Origin of the sequence: Bradyrhizobium sp. GCM10028915 (genome assembly GCF_042666195.1) — a bacterium.
In the GTDB taxonomy this organism is placed as follows: Bacteria; Pseudomonadota; Alphaproteobacteria; order Rhizobiales; family Xanthobacteraceae; genus Bradyrhizobium; species Bradyrhizobium canariense_D.
In genome coordinates this window covers 61659-77166 of sequence record NZ_JBHTFN010000008.1, presented here as the reverse complement: position 1 = coordinate 77166, position 15508 = coordinate 61659, and the positions used below count along the sequence as shown (strand labels likewise).

At 64.6% G+C, this 15508-nt stretch carries 14 protein-coding genes; 8 read left to right on the top strand and 6 right to left on the bottom strand.

The features are described from left to right. The first annotated feature begins 210 nt into the window (after positions 1-210). The 3 genes from ACFQX9_RS06225 to ACFQX9_RS06215 all read left to right on the top strand — a co-directional run bounded on the left by ACFQX9_RS06225 (position 211) and on the right by ACFQX9_RS06215 (position 2738). Positions 211-1071 (top strand): alpha/beta fold hydrolase, encoded by an 861-nt coding sequence (locus tag ACFQX9_RS06225; RefSeq protein WP_007603233.1) that lies wholly within the window; start codon positions 211-213, stop codon positions 1069-1071. Between the two features lie 121 nt (positions 1072-1192). Continuing rightward, the gene (locus tag ACFQX9_RS06220; protein ID WP_377787228.1) at positions 1193-1942 is read left to right on the top strand and encodes a VWA domain-containing protein; all 750 of its coding nucleotides are present in this window, start codon (positions 1193-1195) and stop codon (positions 1940-1942) included. A 70-nt stretch (positions 1943-2012) separates the two neighbouring features. Continuing rightward, a complete protein-coding gene (locus ACFQX9_RS06215) occupies positions 2013-2738 on the top strand; it encodes a DnaJ domain-containing protein (RefSeq protein ID WP_018455184.1) in 726 nt (241 codons plus the stop codon). A 224-nt stretch (positions 2739-2962) separates the two neighbouring features. Here the strand turns inward: ACFQX9_RS06215 and ACFQX9_RS06210 are convergent, their stop codons facing one another. After that, the gene (locus ACFQX9_RS06210) at positions 2963-4810 is read right to left on the bottom strand and encodes a serine hydrolase (RefSeq protein ID WP_377787225.1); all 1848 of its coding nucleotides are present in this window, start codon (positions 4808-4810) and stop codon (positions 2963-2965) included. Positions 4811-5194: 384 nt separating this feature from the next. On the opposite strand from ACFQX9_RS06210, the gene ACFQX9_RS06205 reads away from it, so the two are divergent. The 4 genes from ACFQX9_RS06205 (at position 5195) to ACFQX9_RS06190 (ending at position 9983) form a co-directional block, all read left to right on the top strand. Further along, a complete protein-coding gene (locus ACFQX9_RS06205; RefSeq protein WP_007603238.1) occupies positions 5195-5533 on the top strand; it encodes a phasin family protein in 339 nt (112 codons plus the stop codon). 800 nt (positions 5534-6333) lie between these two features. Further along, positions 6334-6666, top strand: a complete 333-nt coding sequence (gene clpS / locus ACFQX9_RS06200) for an ATP-dependent Clp protease adapter ClpS (RefSeq protein ID WP_018455182.1) — start codon at positions 6334-6336, stop codon at positions 6664-6666. 290 nt (positions 6667-6956) lie between these two features. Next, a complete protein-coding gene (gene clpA, locus ACFQX9_RS06195) occupies positions 6957-9362 on the top strand; it encodes an ATP-dependent Clp protease ATP-binding subunit ClpA (protein ID WP_018455181.1) in 2406 nt (801 codons plus the stop codon). An 81-nt stretch (positions 9363-9443) separates the two neighbouring features. Then, entirely contained in the window at positions 9444-9983 is a 540-nt protein-coding gene (locus ACFQX9_RS06190) for a cupin domain-containing protein (RefSeq protein ID WP_247371903.1), read from the top strand. A gap of 46 nt (positions 9984-10029) precedes the next feature. Here the strand turns inward: ACFQX9_RS06190 and ACFQX9_RS06185 are convergent, their stop codons facing one another. The 5 genes from ACFQX9_RS06185 to ACFQX9_RS06165 form a co-directional block, all read right to left on the bottom strand. Then, entirely contained in the window at positions 10030-11451 is a 1422-nt protein-coding gene (locus ACFQX9_RS06185; protein WP_051112982.1) for an MFS transporter, read from the bottom strand. Positions 11452-11597: 146 nt separating this feature from the next. Further along, on the bottom strand, positions 11598-11819 hold the full coding sequence (locus tag ACFQX9_RS06180; protein WP_162496372.1) for a hypothetical protein: 222 nt from the start codon (positions 11817-11819) through the stop codon (positions 11598-11600). A 26-nt stretch (positions 11820-11845) separates the two neighbouring features. Next, positions 11846-12871, bottom strand: coding sequence for an aldo/keto reductase (locus ACFQX9_RS06175; RefSeq protein ID WP_085351373.1), 1026 nt, complete (start codon positions 12869-12871; stop codon positions 11846-11848). A gap of 114 nt (positions 12872-12985) precedes the next feature. Continuing rightward, positions 12986-13222 carry a hypothetical protein gene (locus ACFQX9_RS06170; RefSeq protein WP_377787219.1) on the bottom strand — a complete coding sequence of 79 codons (237 nt, stop codon included), beginning with the start codon at positions 13220-13222 and terminating at the stop codon, positions 12986-12988. A 98-nt stretch (positions 13223-13320) separates the two neighbouring features. Continuing rightward, on the bottom strand, positions 13321-14277 hold the full coding sequence (locus ACFQX9_RS06165) for a helix-turn-helix domain-containing protein (RefSeq protein ID WP_085351374.1): 957 nt from the start codon (positions 14275-14277) through the stop codon (positions 13321-13323). Between the two features lie 196 nt (positions 14278-14473). On the opposite strand from ACFQX9_RS06165, the gene ACFQX9_RS06160 reads away from it, so the two are divergent. Then, positions 14474-15490 carry a carbon-nitrogen hydrolase family protein gene (locus ACFQX9_RS06160; protein WP_377787215.1) on the top strand — a complete coding sequence of 339 codons (1017 nt, stop codon included), beginning with the start codon at positions 14474-14476 and terminating at the stop codon, positions 15488-15490. The last annotated feature ends 18 nt before the right edge of the window (positions 15491-15508 follow it).

Below are 15508 nucleotides of genomic sequence, written 5' to 3'. Positions count from 1 at the left end.
CGTGCACCCTGACGTAGCCGTGTGAGAGCGAGATGCCCAAGAAACGTGTGCGCCGCACAATGAAAGGGCTGCCGGTTCACAATATTTGGCCTTCCTGTCACGCGGCTGTGACATATATTAGGGAATAGGCGACCAGGGGCCGAAGAGCTCCGGAAGAACACGATTTTCAACAGGGATTCAGGCCGCAAGAGCCTGAGGCTGAGGACGAAAATGAAGCGTGGAATTGCCGTTCTGGTTTCGGTCAGTGCCCTCTGTGGCGTCGCCTATTTCACGGCGAGCAAGTGGGCAATCAGGCACGAGACCATCACCTTCTACGATGCCTCGCGCGACAACCGTGCGGTGCCCGTCGATATCGCGATCCGTCGTGACAAGGAAATGCAGGCCAATGCCGGCATGATCACGATGCCGGTCGCCGTGATCAACCACGGCAACACCGTCAAGAACACCGAGTACGGCTTCCTCGCCAACATTTTCGCCGCGCGCGGCTACCTCGTCGTCAGCCCGCAGCATGATTTGCCGACCGATCCACCGATGGTGACCAAGCCCGGCGAGATCTATGTCGGCCGGCTGCCGCAGATCCTGCGCGGCGTCGCCAACATCCATCTCGCCATGCAGGAGATGAAGAAGGTTCAGCCCAACGCCGACTACGAAAAGGTGACGATGGTCGGCCACTCCATGGGCGGCGACATCACGATGTATTTCGCCAAGCAGTATCCGGATGAGGTCAAGAAGGTCGTCACACTCGACAATCTTCGCGTGCCCTTCGTCACCGCCGGGAAGTTCAAGATCCTGTCGTTCCGCTCCACCGATCCGCAGTTCAAGGCCGATGCGGGTGTGATCCCGACCGACGAAGAATGCGAGAAGGCCGGCATCCAGGTCGTGAAGACCGAATTCCAGCACAACGACATGCGCGACACCGGTCCGGATGCTGCCAAGAACTCGATCCAGGGCATGCTCGACAAGTTCCTGAGCGCGACCGACAGTGAAGTGGCGCCGGTCGACACGCAATCGTCCCCGCCCAAGATTCTAGAGCCCGGGCCGGTCGCTTTGATGGCGCCCGCCAAGAGCTGACGCCTTCCTCGTCGTCGATACCGATTTCAAAGCCTCCGCCGGCTGCCGCCTGCGGGGGCTTTGCGCATTGACCGGGCTGCATGTGCTGACCACATTAGCCGCTCACGCAAGGGTCAAGGAAATGTCCGGCGAACCCATCAAACCGCGCGGCCGCGATGCCGTCTCGGCGCAACCAGGCGACGCTGTGCCGCAGGCGGGGACCTCGACCTCGGAGGACATCGCCGCCTTCGTCGCCAACGCGCGCGCGCTGTCACCGCATGCGCCCCGTGCAAAAGGGCGGCTGATCTTCGCGCTGGATGCGACGATGAGCCGGCAGCCGACCTGGGACATGGCTTGCGCGCTTCAGGCCGACATGTTCCGTGAGACCGCCGCGCTCGGCAGTCTCGACATCCGGCTCGTCTACTATCGCGGCTTCAACGAGTGCCGCGCCACGGGATGGATCTCCGACAGCGCCAGGCTGGCGGCGCTGATGAGCAAGATCGATTGCCGTGGCGGCGACACCCAGATCGGCAAGGTGCTGAGCGAGGCGCGGCGCGAGGCCGTCGCAACCGGCGTGCGCGCCGTCGTCTTCGTCGGCGACGCCATGGAGGAGAACGTCGACCAGCTCTGCGCCAAGGCAGGCGAGCTCGGCATGCTCAAAGTGCCTGTGTTCGTCTTTCAGGAAGGCCATGACGCGGTGGCCGAGAAGGCCTTTCGCGAGATCGCGCGCCTGACCGGCGGCGCTTGGTGCCGGTTCGATCCGGGCGCGGCGGCGCAGTTGCGCGAGCTGTTGCGCGCAGCCGCCGCCTACGCGGCCGGCGGACGCGAGGCGCTGTTGCAATTGGCGAAGACCGCCAGTGGCGCGGCCAGGCTGATCGGCCAGATGAAGTAGCGCTGGCGCGCGGTCGGCGGGGGCGCAAGGACTCGATGCTTTTTGGCGGTAGGCCGACTATATTCCGGCCATGACCCTGATCGCCGGCGCTATCGCCATTATCACCCTTTATTTGCTGCTCCAGATGTTCCGTTCGGCCAATCCGGCCGTGCTGGCACGCGCGATCAGGTTCGGTGGCGGCGTGGTGGCGCTGGCTGTCGCAGCGTTCACGGGCTTGAAGGGCGAACTGGTGGTGGCGATCCCGCTCGGGATATTCGGCGCCGGGCTCTTGGGCTGGACACCGATGGCAAACGCCGGCTTCGGCAATATCGGCGGGCTGTTCGGCGGGGGCGCGACGCGCCCGGCCGGTCAGGCCTCGCGCGTGCGCTCGCAATTCCTGGATATGCGGCTCGATCACGATTCCGGCCAGCTCGGAGGCCAGATCGTCGCCGGGCCTCACGCCGGGCGCGATCTCGATGAGTTTGATCTCGCGGCCCTGCTGGCAATGGTCCCGGCGTTCGACGCCGAGAGCGTGGCCCTACTTGAAAGCTATCTGGACCGCCGGTTTCCCGCTTGGCGTCAGAACGCGCAGGGCGACGCGGCAGGGGGGCAGCGCCGCACGGTGGCGAGCGGTAAAATGACGACGGAGGAGGCCTATCAGATCCTTGGCCTGCAGCCGGGGGCGGGGCGTGACGACATCAGCCGGGCTCACAAGTCCCTGATGAAGAAACTGCATCCCGACCAGGGGGGCTCGACGTATCTCGCTGCCCGTGTAAACGAGGCCAAGGATACTCTGCTTCGCACGCATAACGGCTAACTCCGGCACCACGCTACAAACGCTCGTCCCGTGTGAGCTCTGCTTGCTCTGTTTGCCGTCGCCCCGATGCCCGCCATTGTCGGCGTGGTCGATCCCTTGCGTAAAGTTTTAACCGTAAATCCTTGACGAGAGGTTGTCGTGGAACAGCCTCGTCGGTCACCGCATCCCGAAAATGAAAATGCCCGCGCAAGGCGCGGGCATTTTCATTGGAGCGGTGCGAAAGTTCAGTTGCGGACGGTCATGCAGGAGATATCGGCGCGCTTCAGGGTGCGGCAGACGGCTTCGGCCTGGTCGCGGTCGAGCCCGGCGAAGCGGGCGCGGTAGAGCTTGCGATTATCTTTCGCGACGACCGGCTCGGTGAACGGGTCGGCCTTGCTGAGCAGGCCGCGAGCCGAGCTGCGCGCCGCGCCGATGCGCTGCTGGGCTTCGTTCTCGCTCTCGAGCGCGCCGACCTGAACGATCCAGCCGCTGTGGGTAGCGACCGGCTTCGTGGTGGCGCTCATCTGGATCGGCTGCAGCGCCGGGTCGGCTGATGCGAGCTTCGCAGCAGCCGGGGCGGGTGCGGCGGCGGTGGCGGCCGGCAAGACGCCGAGGATGCCGTTGCCGGTGCCGAAGCCCGCCGGCTGCCGCGGCAGCTCGGCACGGGTGATCTCGGCCCTCGGAGCTTCCGGTTGGCTGGCCTCGGGCTTGTTGATGAGGTCTGCGCGGGCGACGACGGCACCGGAGGTTTCGGCGACGTCGGAGCGGGATGCGATCGTGCTCGTGACCTGCGGTGCGATCTGAGCCGGGGCGGCGGAGGCGACCTTCACCGCGCCGGCCTTGACCTGGACGGTCTTGACCCGGACCGGCTTCATCGGTTCGGACGAACCGGGGATGATCGAGAGCGGCTGGCTCGAGATCACGCCATTGGTGAGCGGCGCAGGCTCGATCTTGGATTCTGTCGGCCGAACTTCAGGCCTATTGGCTTCAGATCTGGGCTGAGCCGGCGGCACCGCGGCAGTCGCAGCCGCAAGCGTCGAGAGGCGCGCGGCGAGACGCGACGGGGCTGCTTCGGGAGCAGGGGCAGCCGCAGCCTGAACCTGCGGAGCGGAGCGGGCCGGGATATCCGACGCATCCGCAACCTCGGCAGCGGCGTCGGAACCGTTGCGTTCGGTGACCGCGGCGACGGTGTGGGTGGTCGCGGCCTTATCGAGGTTCTCCGCGAGCAGGTTGCGCATGATGGCGTCGCGCGAGCCGCCGCTGCGGCCGCCCAGCACCACGCCGATCAGGTGGCGGTTGCCACGGCGCATCGAGGTCACGAGATTGAAGCCGGAGGCGCGAGTATAGCCGGTCTTGATGCCGTCCACGCCCTCGACATTCCCGAGCAGATGATTGTGGTTCCGGATCGACTGTCCGCGCCAGTTGAACGTCGAGGTCGCGAAATAGCGATAGTAGCGCGGGAAGCGCTCCTGGATGGCGCGGCCGAGCGTGGCCTGGTCGCGCGCGGTCGTGACCTGCTCGTCGTTGGGAAGACCGTTGGCGTTGCGGTAAACCGTCCTGGACATGCCGAGCGAACGCGCCTTGCGCGTCATCATCTGGGCGAAGTCGTCCTCGTCGCCGCCAATCGCTTCCGCGATCACAACGGCTGCGTCGTTGGCGGAGCGGGTGACGAGACCTTTGATCGCGTCCTCGACGCGGATCGTCTGGCCGGCACGCAGGTTCAGCTTGGTGGGATCCTGATCGGCGGCGTGCTGCGACACCGGCATCTCGGTGTCGAGCTTCATCTTCCCGGACTCGAGGCGCTCGAACAGGAGATAGAGCGTCATGATCTTGGTCAGCGAGGCCGGATGGCGGATCCCGTCGGGACTCGTGGCCTGAAGCACGGAGCCGGAGTTGCCGTCGACGATGATCGACGCGAATTTCGGGCTGGAACTCTCGGACACATCGCGCTGCACGCGGTGTTGCGCGTAGTGACGCCGGTGGCGCCGCGCCTCGGCAGCATCGGTGGTGAAGATGACTGCACTCGTGACCGCAAGAAGCCCAAAAACGCCAACCCGCGCCAAGCGCGAGGAAGACAAGTTTTTACGAAGCATGAAACCCCGTCCCCGTTTCTGACTTGATCACCGGCTCGTGAGGCGAAATTGTGCCCAAGGGACCCGGGATCATTACCTGCTCAGGCTGTCCTCCGCAGATGTTCGCCGCGGGGGACGTTGGACCTGAGCCGCTGTTCTGGCTAAGGTGATGTTCTCCAACGGCTTTTGGCCGCTTGTGGAAGTTGAACACGTCCAGGGAATCAAGGTAGGGGGCCGCGGTTTCCAAAAGCTTAAGGAACCATTGCGGGAAACCCCGGGAATCTTGGCAAATTTGCCCGCAATTTTGTGCGGCGCACAAAATTCTTGACTTTTTTGTGCGTTGCACTAATCGTGAGCAGAGTCAGGGAGCCGGGGCTTCCGACAGGCTAGGGAAAAGGATTCCGAATGTTCAAGGTTGAAGACTTTCAGGGCTACGGGAAAGAGCACTTCGAGCAGTACGTCGCCTCCGCGACGTCGATGCAGCACGGCCTTCAGGCGATCGCCAGCGCTTATGGCGACTACACCAAGAAGTCGTTCGAAGACACCAAGTCCTTCGTCGAGAAGCTTTCCGGCGTGAAGTCGCTGGACAAGGCCGTCGAAGCGCAGACCGAATTCGCCCGTTCCGCCTACGAGTCCTTCGTCGCGGAATCGCAGAAGATCGCCGGCCTTTACAGCGACCTCGCCAAGCAGGCGTTCAAGCCGGTCGAGACCATCGTGTCGAAGTTCACCCCGGCCGCCAGCTAACGTTTCCTGACGTCCTGGAATCAAAGGCCCGGCTGCAGTAGCCGGGCTTTTTTTGTTTGTCTCGAAGTGTAGGTCTCAGCGCGCCATCGCAGCTTCCACACCGTGCCGGTTTCCTTGAACATCGAGACGTCTGATCTGCCTTCGTCATCAGATAGAACTTGTCGGTGCGGCTCGCGCAATACTGCAGCACGCGGGAGGTCGGGTCGCTCCGGTGTTCACCTGCACCGTATGGATCCTGATGTTCGCCGCCTTGGCGTTATCGCACAGCTTCTTCTGCCGCGCGTCGATCTGCGAGGCGTGACGATCCCCGGAAATCTGTGCCTTTGCCCGTTTTCGCGTCACGCCATTGTTTTCGCGTCACGCCATTGAGGGTAAATTGGTCCGTAGATAACCGGAGATAGCCCGCGCGAAACCGCCGCAGCCGCGTTGCTGGCCGGGTTCCTGGTGAACATCTTCTAAACCGGCGGGGCGGAAGCTTTTGTCAAATCAGTCCGGATTGATTAACCTTGGTGAGGATCGCCCGGACCGGGAATCGGGACCGCCATGGCCGCATCGGCCGAGCTGCCGCACGCTTGCGGCGAGCCGGGGGCAGGCCCATATTCGGTGAGGCCGATCCGGTTTGGACCGGACCGGCTGGAAGCGGCGATCCAAAAAGGCGGTGCGCCTGTGCGAAGCTCCGAAGGCCGGGGCTGCGCGGCGAACCGTCATACGCTTCCGTGGGGAATTTGAACGCCTGAGCCATGCCGCAACTGTCTTCCAGACCAGATCCCTCCGCGGCCGCCGCCGCCCACGCTGCCCTGATGAGCAACGACGAGAACCGTTCCGGCGGTCCTTCCGCGCCAAACACGTCCGTCATCACCAAGGTCAAGCCGAAGACCAAACGGCCGAACCTGTACCGTGTGCTGATCCTGAACGACGATTACACGCCGATGGAATTCGTCGTTCATGTGCTGGAGAAATTCTTCCAGAAGGACGCCGAGGCCGCAACCAAGATCATGCTGCACGTTCATCATCACGGGATCGGGGAGTGCGGCGTGTTCACCTACGAGATCGCCGAGACCAAGGTAACGCAGGTGATGGATTTCGCTCGCAAGCACCAGCATCCGCTGCAATGCGTGATGGAAAAGAAGTAAGACACGTCACGGCGCATTCGAAGCCGGTTCTTGTGCATGTCGCAGTGTGATTGCCGCGTGATGTCTGCGCGCGATGTTCGTTGCAGAGGGCAAAACTACGGAATTTCGGACCGGTGCTGATCGTGCCCAAACCGGAACGGGTTTTGCATCAAAAAATACCGTAGCTGTGCAGCCGCCTGAGTCGCGGAACCGGTCTTTCGCCGCGATCTTGTATAACTATATGTGACAAAGGTTGTTGTTGCCTGACCGGGCGATGGCGATCATGATGGTGGGGGCCATAGAGGACGCGAATGCCGACTTTTTCCCAAAGCCTTGAACAATCCCTGCATCGTGCACTGGCGATCGCAAACGAGCGTCATCACCAATACGCGACGCTCGAGCATCTTTTGCTCTCCCTGATCGACGACTCCGATGCAGCCGCCGTCATGCGCGCCTGTAGCGTCGACCTCGACAAGCTCCGTACGAGCCTCGTCAATTATCTTGAGACCGAATTCGAGAACCTGGTGACGGACGGCGCCGATGACGCCAAGCCGACCGCAGGCTTCCAGCGCGTGATCCAGCGCGCGGTGATCCACGTGCAGTCGTCCGGTCGCGAAGAGGTGACCGGCGCCAACGTGCTGATCGCGATCTTTGCCGAGCGCGAGAGTCATGCCGCGTATTTCCTGCAGGAGCAGGACATGACGCGCTACGACGCCGTCAATTATATCAGCCACGGTATTGCCAAGCGGCCAGGCGTCTCCGAGGCGCGGCCGGTGCGCGGTGTCGACGAGGAGACCGAGACCAAGGGCAGCGAGGACGCCAAGAAGAAGGGCGAGGCGCTCGAGACCTATTGCGTCAACCTCAACAAGAAGGCGCGCGACGGCAAGATCGATCCGGTGATCGGACGCAATTCCGAGATCAACCGCGCGATCCAGGTGCTGTGTCGCCGGCAGAAGAACAATCCGCTGTTCGTGGGCGAGGCCGGCGTCGGCAAGACCGCGATCGCGGAGGGCCTGGCCAAGCGCATCGTCGACAGCGAGGTGCCGGAGGTGCTGGCGGCTGCGACCGTGTTCTCGCTCGACATGGGCACGCTGCTCGCCGGTACGCGCTATCGCGGCGACTTCGAGGAACGCCTGAAGCAGGTGCTGAAGGAGCTCGAGGCGCATCCCAACGCCATCCTGTTCATCGACGAGATCCACACCGTGATCGGTGCGGGCGCGACGTCGGGCGGGGCGATGGATGCCTCGAACCTGCTCAAGCCCGCGCTCGCTTCCGGCACCATTCGCTGCATGGGCTCGACCACCTACAAGGAATACCGGCAGCACTTCGAGAAGGACCGCGCGCTGGTGCGGCGCTTCCAGAAGATCGACGTCAACGAGCCGACGGTCGAGGACGCGATCGCAATCCTCAAGGGCCTCAAGCCGTACTTCGAAGACTACCACCGGCTGAAATACACCAACGAGGCGATCGAGGCTGCGGTACAGCTCTCTTCGCGCTACATCCACGACCGCAAGCTGCCGGATAAGGCGATCGACGTGATCGACGAATCCGGCGCGGCGCAGATGCTGGTCGCCGAGAACAAGCGCAAGAAGACCATCGGCATCAAGGAGATCGAGACCACGATCGCCTCGATGGCGCGGATCCCGCCGAAGAGCGTGTCAAAGGACGATGCCGAGGTGCTCAAGCATCTCGAGCAGACCCTGAAGCGCACGGTGTTCGGTCAGGACAAGGCGATCGAATCGCTCGCCGCTTCGATCAAGCTGGCGCGTGCCGGCCTGCGCGAGCCGGAGAAGCCGATCGGCTGCTACCTGTTTTCGGGTCCGACCGGCGTCGGCAAGACCGAGGTCGCAAAACAGCTGGCGGCGTCGCTCGGCGTCGAGCTGTTGCGCTTCGACATGTCCGAATACATGGAGCGGCACACCGTGTCGCGCCTGATCGGCGCGCCTCCCGGCTATGTCGGTTTCGATCAGGGCGGCCTGCTCACCGACGGTGTCGACCAGCATCCGCATTGCGTGGTGCTGCTCGACGAGATCGAGAAGGCGCATCCCGATCTCTACAACGTCCTGCTCCAGATCATGGATCACGGCCGGCTCACCGACCACAACGGCAAGCAGGTCAACTTCCGCAACGTGATCCTGATCATGACCACGAACGCGGGCGCGTCCGATCTCGCCAAGCAGGCGTTCGGCTTTACGCGCTCGAAGCGCGAAGGCGACGACCACGAGGCGATCAACCGGCAGTTCGCGCCGGAATTCCGCAACCGTCTCGATGCCGTCGTGTCGTTCGGCCATCTCAGCGTCGAGGTGATCGGTACGGTGGTCGAGAAGTTCGTGCTTCAGCTCGAAGCGCAACTCGGCGATCGCGATGTCACCATCGAACTGTCCGACCCCGCCAAGACCTGGCTGGTGAAGCATGGTTACGACGAGCAGATGGGCGCACGTCCGATGGCTCGGGTGATCCAGGAGCACATCAAGAAGCCGCTGGCCGACGAGGTGCTGTTCGGCAAGCTCAAGGGTGGCGGCCATGTCCGCGTCGTTCTGGTCAAGGACGAGGCCGACGAGACCAAGGACAAGATCGGCTTCGAGTTCGTCGAGGGTCCGGTCACGCCGAAGCAGGAGAAGCTCCCGGGTGCCCGCAAGCGCCCGCCGGGCAAGTCCAAGCCCGGTGGCCCCGGCGGCTCGAAGGGGCCGACCAAGAGCCCGCTGGTCAAGGCTTGATCTGCGCGCGATGAATTGAAAAGGCCGGCTGAGAAGCCGGCCTTTCTCGTTGGCAGCCAAATATAAGCAAGAAGATCCGATATGACCAACACGCCTTCTGCAAACTCGTCGTCAGCTTCCTCGATCCCCGCCGACGATCCCGGCCGCGCCCTGACGGTCGCCGATCCCGACGGCGCTGACGTGCCGCATATCTCTGTGGCCGGCGGCACCTACACGGTTCTGGTGTCGGGCGCGCAGACCGCAGGACGCTATTGCCTGGTCGACATGCTGGTGCCCGCCGGCGGCGGGCCCCCGCCGCACCGCCACGACTTCGAGGAGATGTTCACGCTGCTCGAAGGCGAACTTGAATTCACCTTTCGCGGTAATACCGTAAGTGCGGGGTCGACCGTCAACGTCCCGGCCAACGCGCCGCACGCGTTCAAGAACGTGTCCGGCAAGACGGCCCGTATGCTCTGCATGTGCGCGCCAGCGGGACAGGACGAATTCTTCCTGGCGGTTGGCTTTCCCGTCGAAGGCCGCACATCGCCACCGCCGAAGCCGACCCCGGAAGAGATGGCCGAGAAAGGCAAGCTGATCGCAGCACTGCTGCCGAAATATCGCACCGAGATGGTGAAGATGTGAGGCGCGGCGGACGCAGCCGAAATCGGCCTTCCCAAATGGTCGCGCGCTATTCGCCGCGCAGGCGCTGGTCGTCCTGCACGCGAACATGCTCGGCGCCGCGCGCACCCGCGGACGACAGCCGCAACATGCTCAGCGCTGCGCCGCAGAGCGCGAAGCCGACGCCGGTCAGCAACGCGATCCTGGTTCCCTCGATCGGATAGCGGCCGAGGAAGAGTGCCACCAGCGCTGCGCCGGTGGTCTGCCCAAGCAGCCGCGCCGTCCCCAGCATGCCGCTGGCGCCGCCGGCACGCTCGCGCGGGGCGGCCGCGATCATGGTGCGGTTATTGGGGGTCTGGAACAGGCCGAAGCCGGCGCCGGCCAGCGCCATCCGCCAGACCACGTCGAGCGGCGTGGGCGCAGCCGGCAGCAAGGCGAGCGCAGCGAGGCCGCAGGCGAACAGCGTAAGGCCGATGCCGCCGAGCAGGCCGGCCGGATAATGCTCCACCAGGCGGCCGGCGAGGGGGGCTGCGAACGCCACCGCGATCGGCCACGGCGTGATCAAGAGGCCCATATGCACCGCCGAATAGCCGAAGCGGCTCTGGAGATAGAAGGGGATCGCGACGAAGGCCAGCATCTGCCCGCAGAACGAGGCGATCGAAGTCGCAATCGACAATGCGAACACGGGGATGCGCAACAGGTCGATCGGCAGCAGCGGCGAGGCCATGTGGGTCTCGCGGTAGATCAGCAGCGCGCCGGCGACGAGCGCGATGGCGAACTGCACGAGGCAGGTGATCGCGGCTTCGCCATGACCGACGCTATCGACGGCCGCGATGCCGACGCCGAAGGTGATCGCGGACAGCCCCGCGCTCTGCCAGTCGAAGGAATGGCTCGCAGGCCTGGTGTGCGGCAGGCTGCGCAGGCCCAGCACCAATGTCACCACGCCGAGCGGAACGTTGATGGCGAACAGCCAGGGCCAGCTGCCGAACGCCAGGATACCGGCGGCGAGCGTCGGGCCGACCGCGGCTGAGAAGGCGACGACGAGAGCGTTGAGCCCGATGCCGCGGCCGAGCTGGCTGCGTGGGTAAGTGAAACGCACCAGCGCTGCGTTGACGCTCATGATGCCGGCCGCGCCGAACCCCTGCACGATGCGTGCAATCGTGAGGAGCGGCAGCGTGTGCGCCAGCGCGCAGAGTGCGGAGGCAAATGTGAACAGCACCAGGCCGACCAGATAGACGCGGCGATAGCCGACGATCTCGCCGAGCGAAGCCAGCGGCAGCAGCGAGATCGTGATCGCGAGCTGGTAGCCGTTGACGATCCAGATCGAGAACGCCGGGCTGGCGTCGAGGTCGGCCGCGATCGTCGGCAGCGCGACGTTGGCGATGGCGCTGTCGACCACTGCCATGATAATGCCGAGCGCAATGGTCAGGACCGCCTGGCCACGCTGCGGCTGCGGCAGGCCGTCGGCGTGCTCCATGGAGGCTGGCAACATGATGGCGGCGTGCTTGATTCGAGCCGTGGTTCGTCTCCGGATTAGGAAATTGCGAGATGCATCGCAACCCGGCAGGATACGGGCGGTTCCTGCGCCGGGAGCAGGTCTCCCGGCACCGCGGGCATGGGTCGGCACGGCCTCGCGGCTCACCAGCGGGAGGTCGACTTCCCGAACACATAGAGCGCGCCGAGCCCAACCGTCACCGCGGTCGAGACGATCAGGATGGTGCGCTCCCAATCGATCCGCTCCGCTCGGCGCGGTTGAGATTGAGAGCGGTGAACAGGGCCTTCATGGCAAATCGGCGCATCGGCTGCCTCGCGTGAGCGCACGATGCCACTGTCGGCGCGGGCCGGCTTGATGCAGCTCAAGCCGGACTGCGCCGGCGTGCCGGTCTCTACACCGCCGGCGGATTGCGGTCGGTGAAAGTTGTGCGCTGGTGCCAGTAAGGATAGGGCAGCGTCACCTTGCTCGCCGCATCGAGCTTGGCGATCTGGTCCTTGGTCAATGACCAGCCGACCGCGCCGAGATTTTCGCGCAGCTGCGTCTCGTTGCGCGCGCCGATGATCAGCGTCGAGACGGTCGGACGCTGCAGCAGCCAGTTCAGCGCGATCTGCGAGACGCTCTTGCCCGTTTCCCTGGCGACCTCGTCGATCGCATCGACGACGCGATAGACGTGCTCGTCCGGCACGGGCGGGCCGAACTCGGCCGTCTTGGGCAAGCGGCTTACGTCAGGCTTTGGCTGGCCGCGGCGGATCTTTCCGGTGAGGCGTCCCCATCCGAGCGGCGACCAGACCACCGCGCCGAGGCCCTGGTCGAGGCCGAGCGGCATCAGCTCCCATTCGTAGTCGCGCCCGATCAGTGAATAATAGGTCTGGTTGGCGACGTAACGCGGGAAGCCATGCTTGTCGGCAACGCCAAGCGATTTCATCAGGTGCCAGCCCGAAAAGTTCGACACGCCCACGTAGCGGATCTTGCCGGCGCGCACGAGCACATCGAGAGTCGCGAGCACCTCTTCAGGCGGGGTGAAGGCGTCGAAGCCGTGAAGCTGGAACAGGTCGATGTAATCGGTGCCGAGCCGGCTCAGCGAAGCGTCGATGGCTGTAAGCAGATGCTGCCGCGACGACCCGATGTCGTTGGGGCCGTCGCCGAAGCGGAACGTCGCCTTGGTCGAAACCAAAACCTTGTCGCGGCGGCCCTTGATGGCTTCGCCGAGAACGCGCTCGGACTCGCCGAGCGAATAGACGTTCGCGGTGTCGAACATCGACACGCCGGCATCGAGGCAGATATCCAGAAGGCGCCGGGCTTCGGTCGCGTCGGTGGTGCCCCACGCAGCGAGGCGGCCCACGCCGCCGAAGGTGCCGGTCCCAAGACTCAAGGCGGGCACCATGAGGCCCGAGCGGCCCAAGCGTCGGTATTCCATCGATTTGCTCCTCGGCTGGCCGCTGATTGATCCCCGCGACCTCTGCCGGATCGTAATGCAAGGCTGCGCCGTGTCCTACCTCGCGCTCACATACCGGCCTTGCTTGGAAACGGCCTAGTCGTGCAGACGCATGTCATCGAATGCCGCGTCAGTCACGCGCGGGCTGGCCGTCGTCGCCGGAAGCCGAGCCGCGCCCCTCGTTACTGGTGATTGAAGGCAGGTGGCCTCGCTCTCGCGCGCCGGCCGCGGCAGGAGCGTCAGGCTCCAGCCCAACGCAACAAGCACCGCGAGCCGGATCGCGATCACGCCGAGCAAGACTTCCGATCCGCTTATCGTGGCGTTGGTTCTCATGTGCAGAGCCTGATCCCGGCTGCAGCACCTGACAATCTGGAATTCACGAGCACGGCCTTCGCCTGAAGCGAAGGCTCGGGCCATTGGCTGCCCGGACGTCAATGCCGCGACTGGCTCTGCCGGAAGTCGCGCGGTGACATCCCGAAATGCTCGCGGAAGACGCGGCCGAAATGCGAGAGGTCGTTGAAGCCCCAGGCGAAGGCGATCTCGCTGATGTGGCGGTGAGCGAGCACGGGGGAGGCGAGGTCGCGCCTGCATTGAGCGAGGCGCTCACCGAGGACGTAGCGCTGGAACGAGGTGTCCTCGTCAGCCAGGAGATCGTTGACATAGCGGGACGAGATGCCGAGCGCCGCTGCGGTCTCGGACAGCGAGAGGTCGGGATCGGCAAGATGAGCCCGGATATGCGCCTTCAATCGGTAGAGCAGGGCGGAGCGATGCGTCGAGGACGGCAGCGGCGTCTTGCCCAGCCGCTCGCCCAGCGCCATCGCCAGGACATCGACGGCCTGTTCCGACAGAGCGGCGGCGTGGTGCAGATCGATCTGATCCGCGCTCTGGCAGAGCCGGTAGATGAAATCGTAGGCGATCCTCTGCAGTGGCGAGTCCGGCCCGAAAGAGGTGGCAGTAAGAGTTTCGGTCGCGCCGAGCCGGCGCTGCAGCATCTCGCGCGGCACCTTGAAGATGGTCTGCGTGAAGATGCCGTCGAATTTCAGCTCGTAGGGACGGGTGGTGTCATAGAGCGCAAACTCTCCCGGACTGACCACGGCCTCGCGGCCGTCCTGCACCACGCCGCCGGCGCCGCGATTGCCGAGCGCGATCAGGATGAAGTCCTGATCCGAGCGCGCGATGCGCGACGGCGTGCGCAACACGTGTTGACGGTCGGAGCAGACCTCGGAGCATTCCGCCTTGCCCAGTGGCGCCCGGGTGACCGTGCCCCGAAAGGCGCTGCCAAGATCGGACCTGCAGTCGAGCCCGACGAAGACGTCGCAAACGATATCCTGCCAGAGCGCAAGCCGGCGGTGGCCTGGGCTGTCGTCCGTGGTGAACTGGATTGGCATCTGCAGAGCCTCCTTTCACATCCCGCAAAATCGCGTGTCGGCGCTGGTCCCGACTGACGAAGGCAAATCCCGTACCGGGTCGGTGAATCCCGTCCGGTCGAGTTTTTGTTCCGCCGCGGTCGAGCGCCCGCCGCCCGGCTTGGTCAAATAGACTGCATCGGACCTGGCTTCCGATCAACCGGCAAGGGAGGCGGGAATGGGCATCGAACATCCGAAATACAAGGTCGCGGTGGTGCAGGCGGCGCCCGCCTGGCTCGATCTCGACGCCTCGATCGACAAGTCAATCGCCCTGATCAGGGACGCCGCCGAGAAGGGCGCCAAGCTGATCGCTTTTCCGGAAGCCTTCATCCCCGGCTACCCCTGGCACATCTGGATGGATTCGCCGGCCTGGGCGATCGGTCGTGGCTTCGTGCAACGCTATTTCGACAATTCGCTGTCCTATGACAGTCTGCAGGCCGAGCGGCTGCGCGACACCGTGCGCAAGGCCAAGCTCACTGCCGTGCTCGGTCTGTCCGAGCGCGACGGCGGCAGTCTCTATCTGGCGCAATGGCTGATCGGGCCCGATGGCGAGACCATTGCAAAGCGCCGCAAGTTGCGGCCGACCCATGCCGAGCGCACGGTCTATGGCGAGGGCGACGGCAGCGATCTCGCCGTGCACGCGCGGTCCGACATCGGCCGCATCGGCGCCCTGTGCTGCTGGGAGCATCTCCAGCCGCTGTCGAAATACGCCATGTATGCCCAGAATGAGCAGGTCCATGTCGCGGCCTGGCCGAGCTTTTCGCTCTACGATCCTTTCGCGCCGGCGCTCGGCGCCGAGGTGAACAACGCCGCCTCGCGCGTCTATGCGGTCGAGGGCTCCTGCTTCGTGCTCGCGCCTTGCGCGACGGTCTCGCAAGCCATGATCGACGAGCTCTGTGATCGGCCGGACAAGCACGCGCTGCTGCATGCCGGCGGCGGCTTCGCTGCGATCTACGGCCCCGATGGCAGCCAGATCGGCGATAAGCTCGCGCCGGACCAGGAGGGCCTCTTGATCGCCGAGATCGATCTTGGCGCCATCGGCGTCGCCAAGAACGCCGCTGATCCAGCCGGGCACTATTCGCGCCCCGACGTGACCCGGCTCCTGCTCAACAAGAAGCGATACCAGCGCGTCGAGCAGTTTGCGCTGCCGGTCGACACCGTCGAGCCCACGGACATTGCCGCGGCGGCGAGCTGATCGCCGCAATCGAGGGAG

Excerpts from the sequence above, each read along its gene's own strand:
- ACFQX9_RS06225 (WP_007603233.1), top strand. The coding sequence starts at position 211 with ATGAAGCGTGGAATTGCCGTTCTGGTTTCGGTCAGTGCCCTCTGTGGC.
- ACFQX9_RS06220 (WP_377787228.1), top strand. The coding sequence starts at position 1,193 with ATGTCCGGCGAACCCATCAAACCGCGCGGCCGCGATGCCGTCTCGGCG.
- ACFQX9_RS06215 (WP_018455184.1), top strand. The coding sequence starts at position 2,013 with ATGACCCTGATCGCCGGCGCTATCGCCATTATCACCCTTTATTTGCTG.
- ACFQX9_RS06210 (WP_377787225.1), bottom strand. The coding sequence starts at position 4,810 with ATGCTTCGTAAAAACTTGTCTTCCTCGCGCTTGGCGCGGGTTGGCGTT.
- ACFQX9_RS06205 (WP_007603238.1), top strand. The coding sequence starts at position 5,195 with ATGTTCAAGGTTGAAGACTTTCAGGGCTACGGGAAAGAGCACTTCGAG.
- clpS (WP_018455182.1), top strand. The coding sequence starts at position 6,334 with ATGAGCAACGACGAGAACCGTTCCGGCGGTCCTTCCGCGCCAAACACG.
- clpA (WP_018455181.1), top strand. The coding sequence starts at position 6,957 with ATGCCGACTTTTTCCCAAAGCCTTGAACAATCCCTGCATCGTGCACTG.
- ACFQX9_RS06190 (WP_247371903.1), top strand. The coding sequence starts at position 9,444 with ATGACCAACACGCCTTCTGCAAACTCGTCGTCAGCTTCCTCGATCCCC.
- ACFQX9_RS06185 (WP_051112982.1), bottom strand. The coding sequence starts at position 11,451 with ATGTTGCCAGCCTCCATGGAGCACGCCGACGGCCTGCCGCAGCCGCAG.
- ACFQX9_RS06175 (WP_085351373.1), bottom strand. The coding sequence starts at position 12,871 with ATGGAATACCGACGCTTGGGCCGCTCGGGCCTCATGGTGCCCGCCTTG.
- ACFQX9_RS06170 (WP_377787219.1), bottom strand. The coding sequence starts at position 13,222 with ATGAGAACCAACGCCACGATAAGCGGATCGGAAGTCTTGCTCGGCGTG.
- ACFQX9_RS06165 (WP_085351374.1), bottom strand. The coding sequence starts at position 14,277 with ATGCCAATCCAGTTCACCACGGACGACAGCCCAGGCCACCGCCGGCTT.
- ACFQX9_RS06160 (WP_377787215.1), top strand. The coding sequence starts at position 14,474 with ATGGGCATCGAACATCCGAAATACAAGGTCGCGGTGGTGCAGGCGGCG.